Genomic DNA, 13,936 nt, shown 5'->3' with positions numbered 1-13,936 from the left:
CGCAGTGTAAAGCGTGGTGCCGAAGTTCGATGAGAATTACCTGCCGAAGATAACTGAGAATCGGGTGCCGAAGTTACGTGAGAATCACCTGCCGAAGTTTATGCAATTTTGCAGAAAGTAGACGCTCAGATTCGCTCACTGGAGACGGCTGACGAGCAGACGCAGATTGTGACGAACTACGCCGGTGAGTCGTTCAGGTCGTTGAGTCATATTTACCGGATGCCTGAGTATTGGCAGAGATTAGACCCGGCGACGCGGCGGACGTTGTTTAGGCAGTTCGTTGACGTGGCTTGGGTTTCGGCTGTAAATATTCCTGGGAGCCGACTGATGAATTATCGGGTTGAGGTTGTGCTGCGGTTCTGATCTGATTGAGGGCGCGACGATAACAGCGCTCACAGGGAACGCCATCGCGCAGAGTCACGCAGGTTTCACGTCCAAGGGTGACGGCGCGGTCGAATTCAATGGCAGTGTCGAGCAGAAGTTTACGGGTCGATTCGAGCATGACTTTTCAGGGTTGTAAATAATAAAAGCCGCTCCCGGTTGATGGGTGAGCGGCTTTTGTTTGGTTTTTGCTTAATGCCTTATGTTCGAGTAACGCGGTGCGTTATCTCAACTAATAGCGTAGGTCGTTAGGCGATTGCAAATCTGTGGAATCGATTAGTGTCTGGACTCAGATCGGGCGCGCCGGATTAAGAGCGAGGTACAGACACTTGTTCAAGGTAAGCGGCGGCTTCTTTATCAAGCCCGCCGCTTACAACTCGAATGACGAATTCAAATTTCTCATCCTGGCTGAGATTCAGTCTGAATCCGTTTAATCGCAGAAAGATATCTGCGGCAGCAAAGGCAGTGCGTTTATTCCCATCGAGGAACGGATGATTCATCGCCAAGTGGAAGAGATAGGCGGCGGCTTGATCGAACAGAGTTAGATGCAGCAGTTCACCGGCAAAAGTTGCTTGCGGTTGAGCCAGCGCGGATTGGAGTAGGCCTTGATCGCGGACACCAGATGCACCGCCAAACTGCTCAAGAATCGCCTCATGGGTCTGAATCACTTCTTCTAGCGTCAGAAACTCAGGCATCGGCCAGTCGTGTATACAACTCTGCGTTTTCTGTTAGGGAATCTTGCAGCGCGGTTGTAAATCGTTCCTTGCGACTGACAGAACCCGCATTCAGTTGTTGAATATGCTCGAGCAGCGCGGGCAGTTGATCTTCAGGAATGCGATCGAGCTCTTTGAGGATTTCTTCTTTGATTGTCATGACTGTATAGATGGGGCTCGGGATGTCTTTAAGGAATTGAGAAGCTCAGGCCACTAAGGTTCTTAGCATCGTTTGTGGGTGTTCTGCAAGTTGCCGCGCCAGCGTGTGGAAAGCCTGCGTTTCAGCTTGTAAGTTAGGGGTTCTGGACGGCCTCTGGGCTAAGACCTCGGTAATAAAGATATCCTCCAAACTAACGAACGATCTCGATTCAGGCATCCAACTCTCCCTCTAAGAAATACCGGCGTAACAGGACTTGCCCAGGTTCCCCAAGTGTTTTCAGTTGAGCTTCGATCAGCTTCAGAGCCATCGGTGAAGGCAGGCTATGTCCCCGCTCCCACCGATTCACGGTTTTGAAAGACACGCCCAATTTGGCTGCAAACTTCTCCTGCGACAGATTGAGATGCTGCCGCAGCTGACGGATTAAGTCTGGGATGGACAAGGATGTTGTCAGGGTCATTGCTACTCCGATTACTTGTATCACCCTAGGACAGACGGGATAACGCAGCCTACAACCCTGAGAAAGAGTTTGAAAGCAGGTTCCGATTGGGGTGATTCAAGCCGTTGAGGACGTTTTCCTTGAACAGTGCTTAAGATGGCTCGATTGGCTTAATAGATAACGGCTACTTGTAAGCTTTGCGCCCGGTACAAACTGCCCTCAAACCCAAAAGAGACCTCGATATATAGCTGTAGCGACGACAAAGGATAGCTATCAACGTCTAGTCTGACTTTTGTAATAGCTCGATATTCCGTGCTTACTGTGCAAAAGACTTAAACAGATAGTGGCTGAGTCTCTGCGGGGTCCGCAGAAGTTCCGGTGTGAAGAGAACAGTTCAATCGCCTTTACAGCTTAAACTTGAGTGATTTTAGATTGAACTAAGATTGTATAGTGAGCACTACGAAGGAGTGCGGGTTTCAGTACCGTTGTAGTATGCTAAGCAGTCCAGATTTAGTCCAGGTTTGTAATATCTATGTAGCAACGAAAAGGTGATCGCAATAGTTCCTCTGCTCAGGTGTATGAGTGTAGTGAAGCTAGAACCGCGCCCTAGTTACACCGAAAATAGAAGCTCGTTATCGCACGGCTTCCTCTGCAAGTTTAACTCGGAGAGCCATCAGTACCTTGGACAACAGAACCTTCTGACCGCAACTTGTCGAGATCGTGCTCAAGACGTTTTCCCTTTTGACCTTTGCACTGCTTTCTTGCTCCTCTCTGTTCGCGTAATCAAAACATCTAATTCACAACCTATTTTTTGAAAAGTGCAACATGTGTCGCACTTTTGAAGCAGGCTCTTGCCAAACTCAAGCAAATTCAGTCTAATCTGTCTACCAGTCGCAAGGGCAAGCGGCTTCTAAAGAGCTTGCCAAAAGTAGTAATTTTGTTAGAGCAGTGTATTGAGGAGTAAACTTCTCCGTGGCTAGAAGCCAGGGGCTTTACGATGAGTTAGGAATGGGTAAAGACGTACGGCATTATTCTGGCTTTGATTTCATCGAGACTGCTCCCCTCAGTCAGTCTTTCGTTATCCTAGTATTATTAGCGAAGGCTAAGTATCCCAAGTTTAGGTGAAATATTATCGCTACAAAACAACTCATTAATCAGCAAATCAGATGTGCTCAGGTTCTTCTGATCGACCATGAGAACAATAATCGTGGTTTGATAGACACTCGTGAGGCTCTAAGGCTTGCTGAAAACGTCGATCTGGATCTAGTGGTCGTTTCTGACGGCAAGGAGATTCCAGTGGCTAAGATTCTAGACCACGGTAAGCATCAGTACCAACAGAAAAAGCGTCAGCATTCTAGTGCTAGGACTACCGTTAAAGAAGTAAGGCTGCGCCCTAATATTGGTGAAGCGGACTACGGCATGCGAATTACTAGAGCGGTCGATTGGCTAGGAAAGGGCGATTCAGTCAAATTTCGGGTACGTCTGCGGGGGCGAGAACACCAAAATCGCGATCGCGCCACTGGACTGCTCGACCAGATTGTTGCAGACCTGTCTAAAGCGGGTAAAGTTCAATCTCTAGATAAACGAGCGTTAACGGTGCAGGTAGCTCCAGGCTAAATGAAGAAATCGTTCCGATTAAGCTCACCAAGCGTTGTTAAACTTTGTAGTTAACCCGATGATTAATCCGCTTCGGTGCAGCAATCTGTTATCGATGAAGTTGACTCGACAAAAACTCAAGCCTTGAGTACTTGAATTGAATAGGCAGCAAGAAAGGGGTACAAGCAACGATGCTTGTACCCCTTTAACGTCATATCAAGTCTTTACGACAAGATGTTTGACAAACTAAACGCTGACTTCAACTCAGCCATTAATAGCCACGAGAAAAGCTGCCATTTCTGCGTCCACCTGATGGACCACCGCCTTCTTCACGCGGCTTTGCTTTATTGACCTTGAGATCACGACCCATCCACTCTGCACCATCAAGTGCTTCAATGGCAGCCGTTTCTTCAGCATCTGCGCCCATTTCTACAAAACCAAAGCCGCGCATCCGCCCAGTTTCACGATCGCTCGGAAGCTGCACTCGCTTTACTGATCCATATTCTGCAAACACAGACGTTAAATCAGCTTCGGTAACGTCATAGGACAGATTGCCTACATAGATTGACATAAATCGTCTCCAAAATTAAAGGAATGCAGAGAGCCAAATTTCGGAGAGAAGTCTGTCAATGGAAAAACGTGAAAACTCGCTAATACTAGAAACAAATGCTTGCAACCGATGTCTAATTCTCTTCTGTTATTGTAACGCTTCAAGACAGCTTGTGAAGCGCTTACTCCTTCAATCAGTCGATAGATCTATAAGGAAGTTCAGTAATCCTATATGCACGCTGGCTCTGGCATGATTGTTAAGAAAATTATGATTTTCAGCACATGTGGCAATAGGGTGTTGTTAGGTTAATCAGAACATAGACTACTCGCACTGATTTCACTTCGTCATTGGGCTGCGGCAGCCGCGCGGATGTTTTCTAACACCGAGATCAACCCATCTACTTGTTCTAGGCTAAAGACTCCTTCGGGTCCCTGGAAGTTAATGTCAGTGAAGGAAACTCATACAATAAGCCTGGCTCCATCATGCCGTGATAAGTGGTCAATGATTAGGTATGCCCACGAGATGCGCAACCAGTGCAAAGGTAACCGCTGAAGAGATTACCTAGAAAGAGTTTCAGGCTTGTTCCTGAGTTAGAACTTGTCGATCGCACTTGCGTGATCGACAAGTTACCAAAGGTGGTAGTGGCAGCACTTTCAAATATGAGCTCGGAACGAGTTTGTTCTGAACAGGCACCAATGTCGAAGGGATCGCCAAGGGCTGAAACGGTTAATTCATAGTAGTTTGAGGAGGTTTGTCCGCACTGGTTGCGTATCTGGTGGGCACACAAGGGCACCAGGACCTGGTCACCTTGAGAAACGCGTTATGCCACTCCGGCAAAGGTTAGTAGATCAGTCATCGTAAAATCGCCGGTGGTTCCGTCCCGCCGCGGCAGCGTTGGCTTCCAACCCGGTGCCTTGAGGTAGGACCCCGGTGTGTCTTCTAGCAGTCCGAAAAACACCTCGGCGACGATTCGGCTACCAACTTGTCCAAGCCGTTTTCCACCCTGCTGGAGCAGGGCTTCCTTCAACACGTAGTACCAGAGCGGTGTGCTGGTGTCGAACTCAAGATCCTTAAGTTCCTGCAACTCGGTTGCCGTCAGCGGGGTATAACCGAACGCCTTGGCGATGTCCTGTCCGGACGCGAGACCATGCTGAAGATGCCGCTCCAGGTTCCGCCCTGCGAGCGACACGCGGGGATCGCCCGGATCAACCAGTCCTGGACCAACTGGCAGGTCGAACATCGGCGAGGAGATAAACGGGTCAATTCGCTTGTTCTTCTTGACCTTGTCCCGAACGGACCCTGTGTCCGGGTCGATCTCCTTCGTCCCGAATTGAAAGAATGTGTCCCACTCAACGAAGCGACGGGCGGCCCGGCGTCCACCCCGGAGGTCGTTCGGATCTCCCTCGCGTGGATCAACCCGGGCATCGAAGATGGGAGCCCCAAACCCGACATTCACCTTGTATCCGGGGCGGATCTGGCTGTGTCCGAACCGGTAGGCAGCGACTTGGAACTCGCGGGGAATTTTCTGTCGCAGTGGCGCTATGTAGAACTTCAGTCCGTTGTCTCGAACATCGGCGAACACGGTTGGGTCAAGAGTCACCGCGAGGAACTGGTTGACGACAATCCACTGATAGTGTCGGCGGACCTCTAGGCGGGCTAACTCGAACAACTCGTCCGGCGTCTTTGATGGGTATGACGGGACTAGGTAGTCGGTGACCTCGTTGTGAAACTTGAGAAACGCCAGGTGGAGCTGGGAGATGATGACGTTTTCGTCATTGCGCGGGTCGGCGATGATAGCCCGTTCCTGGCTCGTTCGTGGCAGGTCGCGGGGGGCGTCGATGTCGACGAAGAACTTGATCGGAGCCCCCCGGTCAAGCTCGGATGCACGGTCGTACAGTAGCCGGTCCTCCCGCGGACCACGACCATACACGCTATCTAAGTCGAAGAACCGCGATCGTAAGTTTGGGCTCGCCGTCTCTCCGCACTTGATTGGCTTCGGGTCGAACGTCAGATCGTGGTCGATGAACTGTCCGAGGAAGGTAAATCCGACGGTCATGTCTGGGTTCTTATTGTCGACGTTGCGCTTCGCCAGAGTCGGATTCGGGTGCGGTGTCTTCTCGTCGTTTGCGGCGAGCGGGTTGGTAACAGTGACTCGAGGGTCGCGGGCATCCATCAGCCCCCCCCTTGAACCAAGTTTGACAATTCGCGAGATGTATGGCTCTTCACACGGCGCGAAGGGACGTAACTTTGGGAACAACTTGTTGAAGTCGTCCGGCACAGCTCCACTTGGGGGAGCAGCGACTCGGTAGAGCGAGTCCTGGAACATCCGTGCGTCTTGTACAGGTCTACTCTCCCGGTTGATAGCCATGGTTACCTCTTCTAATTTGCTAGTGTTTTAACCGGCATCTATGTCTCAATTACACCTAGGTTGATCGTTCAACTCAGATATTTCCATTTTGTGAAATAGTCTTAGACAGCGTAGTACCCGTAAGGGTAGTATTTTCAAACACTTGAACTCGCACCAACTAATCTTCAAGTGCCCCTCCACCATTGACAACATGATCTTTGTACAAAATTGCAATGTGTTCCAGGTAGAATCGGTACCATGATTATTACGATCGCCAGCTTCAAGGGTGGTGTAGGCAAAACAACTACAGCTTTGCATTTAGCTCAATATTTAGGAAAACGCCGAGGCAGTGGCAAAGTTGTATTACTGGATGGAGACCCCAATAGAAGCGCTTTGAGTTGGTATGAGCGTGGGCAGCAACGAACTGCTTTCTCTGTGATGGATGGCGATCAGGAACCATCAACATTTGTTCATCTGATTATTGATACCCCTGCCCGTACCGATCCAACCGAGCTTTTGCCTTTAGCAGCTGCGAGTGACTTGCTGATCATCCCTTCGGAGATTTCTATCTTTTCATTAGAGGCTACGATCTCAACCGTAGGCGTTTTACAATCGCTATCTAATGATAAGTATCGGATTCTCTTGACCATGCTTCCGACGCGAGGTCTCAAACGGGAAACCAGTGCGAGGAAGGCATTGAGCGAAGCCGGTCTGATGGTGTTTCATACGGGAATCAAAGACCGGGCTGTCTATCAGGATGCTGCATTAGAAGGTTTGCCGGTAGGAGATTTGCGCGGTAGTGCTGCCACTTCTGCTTGGAGCGATTATGAAGCCTTGGGCAAAGAAATTTGGAAGAATTGGGGAACGAAATGAGTGCTAGTAAGTTAACCGGAGCGTTAGCGATCGCAAAAAGCCGAGGTGTACAGTGACTTTTTGTTTGTCGTGGAGACACATTAGTGTCGTTCCAGAAGCAGAGCTAGACCTAGCTTACTTTTCTACCTAAAGCCAACTTGGCAATCCTGGTGATCTAAGGCTAGGTTGCTGAACAAACACTTTCTGCAATCCTTGAATAGAGAGGGTTTGCTCAACGACATAAATTTGTCTCGATGTCATCTAGTTTGGCACTGTACACTTCACACCGCCGATACTGAAAATTTCACTAGCAAAGATACTCAATGAGAAGACTCAATTTGCTCACGCTTACGCTCAGTTTTATTACCGCTGCAACCCCTGCCCTCGCCAAAACCTGCCCTCTTAGTCAAAGTGTTTACCGCGACGCAAATGGCAAAGGGTTTGAGTTGGTGTTTGGCAAGCCTGTTTCAGGCAGCCCCTTTTTTCATGTCAGTGCTGTGATTAAGCGGGTTCAACAGGGCGAGTTATATCGGTTTGGGGTGGAGCAGGCGAATGGATACGGCTCGATTTTTCTGTCAGACCTCAAACAGAAGCAAGCTGGACAGGACAGAAGCTTTATCATCAACTTCTTCAACAGCAATTTCACGTCTGCTTCCAGAAGCATCGGGCGGGAAGTGCCTGCGCCCAAGTACGCTTTCATCAATGACTTAGGTAGTTACGACTACTACAGTCGCAGGGCTTCGCTTTCTGAGCGCAACCCGCCGTTAGGCGATACGATGTGGGTGTTCAATCGCTGCCAGAAGTAAGTAGCGGGAAAGAAATGAGCACGATCGCGCTCTTGCTGCTCGTAGTAACTGTCTCTGATACTCTTGCTGTTCACGTTCGATATCGATGCTACGCTTACTAATTTCTAATGAATGTTCGTATTGCCGATATTGATAGTCTTCTTTGGTGCGATCGAGCTTCGCCCGTGAGAGTTCTAATTCTGCCTTGGCTTATTTAACATCGCGCTCTCGTTGCCGTAACTTCTCTTGTTCGTGGGGCAGAGTGCTAGGGAGGAGATCATTCGGATTCATGCCCTGCAACAAATCAATCTTGCGCTGCTGTCGGCTCTATTCCTGCTCGACTTGCTGAAGGATGACTTGTTTGTGATCGATTTCTGCTACTTCTTCGATGAACGATGGCGTTGGAAGATTGGCAATCTCTGGCGCGGCTTTGGGTGGAAGGGGTTTGATCGGTGCTTGTTTGAGTCGATCGAGTTGGATTAAGACCTGGGCTTTCTGCGCCTCTAATCGTTGTCGTTCACGAGTGCGATCGCTTAATACTTGTCCCATCACAACGATATCGCCTTCACGGACTTTCAAATTCTCCGGCGCGGATAGGCTCAATTCCAGGGTGAAGCGCTTTGTTCGGGTATATGGAGCGGGTGAAGCTGTGGGACTGGGGACGAGAGAAGGGCTTGGGGTAGGAGTTGGGTTTTGGGCTTGGGCGGTACAGCCGGAGAAAAACAGGCTGATGAGAAATAAACGCTTCATAACGGACGCGGGGCAATCACCTTTAGCGTTAGTGTGCCCGTTCCAGATCACTCATCAAGCCTCACAGGTTTCTCAACTTCTTCCGCTATAACTAACTCATAGTGGCAGAAATCATTCAGCAATTGAGAGGAGGCTCAGATGACAAATTGGCTTAGAAACCTCACACAAAGATTGACCTTTGACTCTGCGAGTTGGGGGAGCCTACTGGTTCTGGCTCTGGGTATTGCAACCCTTGTACTATTCATGGTGCTCTTTTCGCACGGATGGTTGATGCAGCCTTCCATGACTTGAATTGCTTCAGGAAAGACGCGGAGTAATAACCTTTAGCGTAATCGTCCCCGTCCCGTAGTGATCACCCAATTCCAGAAAAACCCGTTCTAGGGGGTGAAATTCAAGTTTGACCGTATTCCCTACCATCTGTGCTGTCTGGAGCTGGTTGGGCATGATGGGAATTCGTACCGACTTAGGCGCGTCAACTACGATCGGCTACTGAGCAAAATCAAAGCCTTGGGCTGTGATGCTGCAATCTCCTGAAGTTTCGGTGCGATTTCTTCGTCGGTGAAGGAGACGGTTAGTAACTGAGTCGTGGCAGGATTACCGATCGTCGCCGCAATTCGCTCTGTCAAAATCTGCTGTCCCGTTTTGAAGAATCCGCCCTTCCTATCCGTCACGATGAACGGATCACCTCCGTTGGCAACGACGAAGTATTTTCCATCGGCGCGGGTGCGATCTGCGCTCCAAATCCCCTTGATGTCTGCCCAAACGTGATGAGTCAAGGATTTCTTGTTGTAGACCTCGACCGCTCCATCTGTTATACCCAAAGCTGTTGTGATCTGCTGAGTGAGTTCGCCACTGCTCCCAAGATGTAACCCCACAACGAGAAGCGCGATCTCAGTCACCAACACCCAATACTCGCCCGGTTTCCCGGTTGTGATTCTGCGTTTCGGATTGCTCACACTCCAGCACCAGGCGGGAATGGGATAGAACCACTGAACGCCCTTGACGGTGAAACAGTCAGCAATGCAAGTTAGCAGATGCCCGAGTGGCAGAGCAGACCAGATGAGGAGATTGTTGGTGAAGTAGCCGATTGGGAGTGCGATTGCGCAAAGGAATCCGGTTGCTAATAGGGAATGAGTGATCGTTCTGTGTGGGAATCGTGCTTCAAGCCATCGACTGATCGGAAAGAAGATTTGCCCAATGTAACTTGTGCTGGTGCCCAAATCTGGAAGCTGCGTCCCGATTAGCGATAGGAGAAGTGCCAAGGGGTCAGCGGTTCCGAGAATTAGGGAAGTGCCTGCGGTTGCGATCGCGGCATGGGTGACTGAGAGCATCAGGTGTAGGGTTTCTAAGATTTGTCTTTAGCTTGCCCCTACTGGTTTTGATGCCTATGATTTTTGTTCGGGTGGTAAGCCCAGCTTTTGTCGGAAGTCATCGTCGTAGTAAGCTTGTTCCTAGTTGAAAGCACCTCGAACCTGTTCTGATGTTAGGTTCTTGGCTCCACGAAAGTCAGTTAAACCAAGTAGGCTTCGTCCAAAATTAGCCATATCCAGATCAGATCCATCAAGGTCAGCATGGCGGAGCTATCCTCCGCTAAGCTCTGTTGCATTTAATTGAGCCTTGCTAAGATTCGCTCCGGTGAAATTTGCTTTATAGAGACAGGCAAAATAGAGTTTTGCTTTAGAGAGGTTAGCCTCAGAGAGGTCAGCTCCACTAAGGTCTGTTCTGCTTAAGTCGATTCTCTGAAGTGCCCCCTCTGGATCGTTTCGTATATCTCGTCTACTAATCACAGTGAGTGCTGCCTGAACATCCTTCGTAATTCCCGATGTAGTCGGCTTATCAGAATCCGTTGTTTGTTGTTCTGTTGGTTTCGCATAATCTGGTAGAGGCGATTTCTCTTGAATAAACGAAGTCAACACCTCCATGATCGTCCAATGATCCTTTGGCGAGTCCTTTGCAATTCTCTCTAGCGCATAAATACCACCTAGCCTAACTTCAATCTTCTCGCTTCCTAACTAGTTAATTGCCTGAGTAAATCGCTCTGTGACCTGCTTTTCCTCTGAAATCAAAATGTTTCGTTGAGTTGCCTTTAAGTTATCTTCAGCGATCGATACGTTACGTTGCGTTGATTTCATGTTTTGCCATGAGAAATAGGCAGTCACAACGAAGAAAAGACCACCGAATCCCTGAATTAGCGTGCCAGCGATCGTATCTTCTAGAGCTATTCGATCTTTTACCAATGCGGCTTTATCTTTAACATCCTCTACCTTGTCAATTTGCTGCTGAAGACCGTTTACTTTTTGATGCTGAATGTACCCATATACGCTCAATACGCTCAAAAGTGAGACCGCTCCGAGACCGAGAGCCACGCGAGCAACATTCTGGCAAATTTGCTTATTCTGCATCCTGCACAGTTTCCCAAACCCTGCTTCATATCAATACAAGAGTAAAGTGTTACAGGTCGGAAACTGGCTCAAGAATAATACTCGACTCCCTCCGATTGCCGTTCTAATAATTCAAGAATCTCAGCCCTAACCGACCCTGGCAGCTCGTCCCATCGCACACCTTCGGTGCAGCAAAGCTGACCGCTATTTGCAAACAGCACGACAACAGAATCGGCAAAGACCGCAAAATCCTCAAACCCATACTCATCGAACTTCTTCAGCAACAGATCCAAAGTCTTCACTGCCCTAACTTCCTCCGCGTCCCCGAAACTCTACCCAACTGCTTCAATGCCATTCCTACGGTCAAACAAACGCCACCTGTGATGTAGAGTCCCTTATTGTTAGTTCCCATATTGTTAGTTCCCCGCCCCACAAATCGCACCACAGCAAACGAGAACAATGCAGCGACCAGAATCGGCATGATGACAATTCCCTGGGTGTGTTCTACTTTGTCCTACTTCATGCCCAACTTCTCACGCTGGATCACTTTCCGCGCAATCATCGGGTTCTGTCCCACGAGTGGCTGCAATTCCGCGATTCTCGGCTGACCAATCTGTAATCCGAGTTCTCTGAGCCTTCGATGTCATCACATTGCGAATGTGAGCATCTGAGGGCAGTTCTAGCTTGACTTCCAGCATTCGGAGAAAAACATCGCGACTGGGATTGATCGGACTGAAGGCAACGATTCTTACACCAGATGCTTAGATTTCGGGTCTGTCGCCTCACCTGCTCATAAGTGAGACCGGAGCGCTCAACTAATTCGTTGCGGGTGAGCCCGTCTGTCTGATTGAGAACTGCCAGAATGCGCGATCTCATTCCTTTCCCTCGATTGGTTTGCTCGTATATCGACAGCATGAAGTGGTACAAAACTGCTGCTGTCAAAGTGCCCCAGCGGGTGAGAGGCAATCGCAAGGAACAGATTGCAAATATTGCTCTCTCAAGACAGGTCAGCAACGCTTATCACAGGGAGAACGAATCTCTATATCAGAAAAATCTGATTTTGTTGACTATTTGTAACGATACTGTTACATTAATTTACAGAACGCAACAAATTATCCCCTCGGAGAACCTGCAATGTATACCACCCGGAATGAAGACGGAATCCTCAACAACTACGCTTCGGAACCTACGATGTACTTTGCTGAATTTCCTTCCTCTGAGCAGCAACAACGTTACGCTGCACAAGGCGCGATCGCTGTTCTGCTAATTACCTTCACATTTTTGATGGCACTGGCTGCAAGCTAAAGGTTTCTAGAAGCTGTCTCTCCTCAGCTTCTGGGATTTCAATTGACGTTGAGCAATTGAGTTGATTGAAACAAACCTTAGCTTTTAGCTGGGGTTTTCGTGTTTGTGACGAGTTAAAGCTATGAGTCAGCCAATCATTAGACTGTCACTACTCAACTCGGAATACTGTCAATCCAGCGTGTTGGTTCACTCATCCTGCGATCGAGTTCATTGCATAACGACTTGATTCCAGACGTATAAATCAGTATCAGATAAACGCCATACCGCTTCACTTTCAGGCATTCAGGAGACCGATCATGTTGCACCTCACTTCCAACAAATTCATCGCTTCCCTCCTTCGACCGATCGCCCAAAAACTTGATGCGATCGAGATTCGTAATTCAGAAACTGCCCATTTCTTCTGTCGCCTAATTCCGGCTCAATGCCCGTTTGAACGCGATATCCGTTTCTTCGGTCGTGTTCTGCTCCACATTCCGCCGATGTGCAAGCTGAACCCGTTCTATGAGCAATTGGTAGGACTACGGTTCAAAGCGCTCTGTTACCTAGCTGATGTATGTGGTGAAGACATCGCGGTTTATTGCTAATCACCGATAGGGATAAAAAGAAAAGACTAGAGAACTTAAACTATGCTAGGAGAATTGATCAGCCACTAGAATCAAGACGAAATGACTTCGTGGTTGAAGATGACAAAAGAATTGACGCGCCGCAAATTTATCGCAACTGCCACCCTTGCAACGGGCTTCGCCCTGGCAGTACAGCCTATTTCTGCCAAAACCATTACCACCGATACAAAAGGATTGATTGCAGGGGCTGTCAAAATTCCCGTTTCGGATGGCGCAATTCCGGCTTATCAAGCGCAGCCTGCGATGGGTTCTAACTTTCCGATTGTTTTAGTGATTCAGGAAATCTTTGGAGTTCATGAACATATTCAAGATACCTGTCGTCGATTTGCCAAATTAGGATATATCGCGATCGCACCTGAATTGTTCACCCGCCAAGGCGATGTCTCGAAGTTAAGCAGCATTGATCAAATTCGCCCTATTGTCGCCAAAGTCCCCGATGCTCAAGTAATGTCCGATCTCGATGCAACTGTAAATTGGGCAGTACAATGTGCAAAAGGAAATGCTAACCGATTAGGAATTACAGGTTTTTGCTGGGGAGGACGGATTACCTGGCTCTATACAGCACATAATCCTCAAATCAAAGCAGGGGGAGCATGGTATGGGCGACTCGTCGGGGATAAAACACCACTAACCCCTAAGCATCCGATCGATATTGCCTCTACGCTCAAGGTTCCAGTTCTAGGGCTGTATGGCGGCAAAGATACAGGCATTCCTCTTGAGACGGTACAACAGATGCAAAATCGGCTCAAAACTGGAAGTAGTCACTCTGAAATGATTGTTTATCCAGATGCACCTCATGCTTTCTTTGCGGATTATCGCCCCTCTTATCGAGAGGCAGAAGCCAAGGACGGATGGCAACGACTTCAAAAATGGTTTAGACAGCAGGGAGTTTAATCAGCGATCGCAACATCGCCCCCCACAATTCCGCTTGCTGCGAATACATCCCGTCTCCGCAAATCGCTCTCCATGCTTCCTCACAGTCGGATAAGCCAACCACTGAAGCGGAATGTCCGTCACCTTCCAGACCAGCCGACCAGAAGAGTGCAACACATCTGAG

Annotated in this window: 19 protein-coding genes; 6 read left to right on the top strand and 13 right to left on the bottom strand. The window is 48.8% G+C overall.

The window, feature by feature from the left end:
* Nucleotides 1-268 precede the first annotated feature (268 nt).
* The 4 genes from NC980_RS25415 to NC980_RS25400 form a co-directional block, all read right to left on the bottom strand.
* Nucleotides 269-502 carry a hypothetical protein gene (locus NC980_RS25415; RefSeq protein WP_190376421.1) on the bottom strand — a complete coding sequence of 78 codons (234 nt, stop codon included), beginning with the start codon at nt 500-502 and terminating at the stop codon, nt 269-271.
* A gap of 187 nt (nt 503-689) precedes the next feature.
* On the bottom strand, nt 690-1,076 hold the full coding sequence (locus NC980_RS25410; RefSeq protein WP_190376420.1) for a type II toxin-antitoxin system death-on-curing family toxin: 387 nt from the start codon (nt 1,074-1,076) through the stop codon (nt 690-692).
* The gene (locus NC980_RS25405; protein WP_190376419.1) at nt 1,069-1,254 is read right to left on the bottom strand and encodes a hypothetical protein; all 186 of its coding nucleotides are present in this window, start codon (nt 1,252-1,254) and stop codon (nt 1,069-1,071) included. Before NC980_RS25405 ends, NC980_RS25410 begins: the two co-directional genes overlap by 8 nt.
* 208 nt (nt 1,255-1,462) lie before the next feature.
* On the bottom strand, nt 1,463-1,711 hold the full coding sequence (locus NC980_RS25400) for a helix-turn-helix domain-containing protein (RefSeq protein ID WP_190376418.1): 249 nt from the start codon (nt 1,709-1,711) through the stop codon (nt 1,463-1,465).
* 1,107 nt (nt 1,712-2,818) lie between these two features.
* Between NC980_RS25400 and infC the strand changes: the two genes are divergently transcribed.
* Nucleotides 2,819-3,307 carry a translation initiation factor IF-3 gene (gene infC, locus NC980_RS25395; protein WP_190376422.1) on the top strand — a complete coding sequence of 163 codons (489 nt, stop codon included), beginning with the start codon at nt 2,819-2,821 and terminating at the stop codon, nt 3,305-3,307.
* Between the two features lie 250 nt (nt 3,308-3,557).
* On the opposite strand, the gene NC980_RS25390 is transcribed toward infC, so the two are convergent.
* Together NC980_RS25390 and NC980_RS25385 are read right to left on the bottom strand one after the other, a co-directional pair.
* Nucleotides 3,558-3,857, bottom strand: coding sequence for an RNA-binding protein (locus NC980_RS25390; RefSeq protein ID WP_190376417.1), 300 nt, complete (start codon nt 3,855-3,857; stop codon nt 3,558-3,560).
* Between the two features lie 799 nt (nt 3,858-4,656).
* On the bottom strand, nt 4,657-6,204 hold the full coding sequence (locus tag NC980_RS25385) for a heme peroxidase family protein (protein WP_190376416.1): 1,548 nt from the start codon (nt 6,202-6,204) through the stop codon (nt 4,657-4,659).
* A 237-nt stretch (nt 6,205-6,441) separates the two neighbouring features.
* Here NC980_RS25385 and NC980_RS25380 point away from each other — a divergent pair, with 237 nt between their 5' ends.
* Both NC980_RS25380 and NC980_RS25375 read left to right on the top strand, forming a co-directional pair.
* Nucleotides 6,442-7,056 carry a ParA family protein gene (locus NC980_RS25380; RefSeq protein ID WP_190376415.1) on the top strand — a complete coding sequence of 205 codons (615 nt, stop codon included), beginning with the start codon at nt 6,442-6,444 and terminating at the stop codon, nt 7,054-7,056.
* A gap of 302 nt (nt 7,057-7,358) precedes the next feature.
* The gene (locus NC980_RS25375; RefSeq protein ID WP_190376414.1) at nt 7,359-7,841 is read left to right on the top strand and encodes a hypothetical protein; all 483 of its coding nucleotides are present in this window, start codon (nt 7,359-7,361) and stop codon (nt 7,839-7,841) included.
* A gap of 306 nt (nt 7,842-8,147) precedes the next feature.
* Here NC980_RS25375 and NC980_RS25370 read toward each other — a convergent pair whose 3' ends face one another.
* The 6 genes from NC980_RS25370 to NC980_RS25345 all read right to left on the bottom strand — a co-directional run bounded on the left by NC980_RS25370 (nt 8,148) and on the right by NC980_RS25345 (nt 11,649).
* Nucleotides 8,148-8,570, bottom strand: coding sequence for a hypothetical protein (locus NC980_RS25370; RefSeq protein ID WP_190376413.1), 423 nt, complete (start codon nt 8,568-8,570; stop codon nt 8,148-8,150).
* 476 nt (nt 8,571-9,046) lie between these two features.
* Nucleotides 9,047-9,901 carry a metal-dependent hydrolase gene (locus tag NC980_RS25365; protein ID WP_190376412.1) on the bottom strand — a complete coding sequence of 285 codons (855 nt, stop codon included), beginning with the start codon at nt 9,899-9,901 and terminating at the stop codon, nt 9,047-9,049.
* A gap of 681 nt (nt 9,902-10,582) precedes the next feature.
* Complete coding sequence (locus NC980_RS25360) at nt 10,583-10,972, bottom strand: hypothetical protein (protein WP_190376410.1); 390 nt, start codon at nt 10,970-10,972, stop codon at nt 10,583-10,585.
* Nucleotides 10,973-11,040: 68 nt separating this feature from the next.
* Nucleotides 11,041-11,253 carry a hypothetical protein gene (locus NC980_RS25355; protein ID WP_190376409.1) on the bottom strand — a complete coding sequence of 71 codons (213 nt, stop codon included), beginning with the start codon at nt 11,251-11,253 and terminating at the stop codon, nt 11,041-11,043.
* A complete protein-coding gene (locus tag NC980_RS25350; RefSeq protein ID WP_190376408.1) occupies nt 11,250-11,432 on the bottom strand; it encodes a hypothetical protein in 183 nt (60 codons plus the stop codon). The genes NC980_RS25355 and NC980_RS25350 overlap by 4 nt, the downstream gene beginning before the upstream one ends.
* Nucleotides 11,433-11,484: 52 nt before the next feature.
* Complete coding sequence (locus NC980_RS25345; RefSeq protein ID WP_190376407.1) at nt 11,485-11,649, bottom strand: hypothetical protein; 165 nt, start codon at nt 11,647-11,649, stop codon at nt 11,485-11,487.
* Nucleotides 11,650-12,085: 436 nt separating this feature from the next.
* Between NC980_RS25345 and NC980_RS25340 the strand changes: the two genes are divergently transcribed.
* From NC980_RS25340 to NC980_RS25330, 3 genes are all read left to right on the top strand, one after another.
* Nucleotides 12,086-12,256 carry a ssl1498 family light-harvesting-like protein gene (locus NC980_RS25340; RefSeq protein ID WP_190375032.1) on the top strand — a complete coding sequence of 57 codons (171 nt, stop codon included), beginning with the start codon at nt 12,086-12,088 and terminating at the stop codon, nt 12,254-12,256.
* A 296-nt stretch (nt 12,257-12,552) separates the two neighbouring features.
* Nucleotides 12,553-12,840 (top strand): Mo-dependent nitrogenase C-terminal domain-containing protein, encoded by a 288-nt coding sequence (locus NC980_RS25335; protein ID WP_190375033.1) that lies wholly within the window; start codon nt 12,553-12,555, stop codon nt 12,838-12,840.
* Between the two features lie 99 nt (nt 12,841-12,939).
* Complete coding sequence (locus NC980_RS25330) at nt 12,940-13,773, top strand: dienelactone hydrolase family protein (protein ID WP_190375035.1); 834 nt, start codon at nt 12,940-12,942, stop codon at nt 13,771-13,773.
* Here NC980_RS25330 and NC980_RS25325 read toward each other — a convergent pair.
* Nucleotides 13,754-13,936, bottom strand: a 183-nt coding sequence (locus NC980_RS25325; RefSeq protein ID WP_190375034.1) for a hypothetical protein, incomplete at its 5' end; no start/stop codon positions are given. The two genes, NC980_RS25330 and NC980_RS25325, sit on opposite strands and share 20 nt — an antisense overlap.

The sequence above is a fragment of the Leptolyngbya sp. AS-A5 genome, from assembly GCF_039962495.1.
GTDB lineage: Bacteria > Cyanobacteriota > Cyanobacteriia > Leptolyngbyales > Leptolyngbyaceae > Leptolyngbya.
This window is presented reverse-complemented; position numbering and strand designations above follow the sequence as displayed.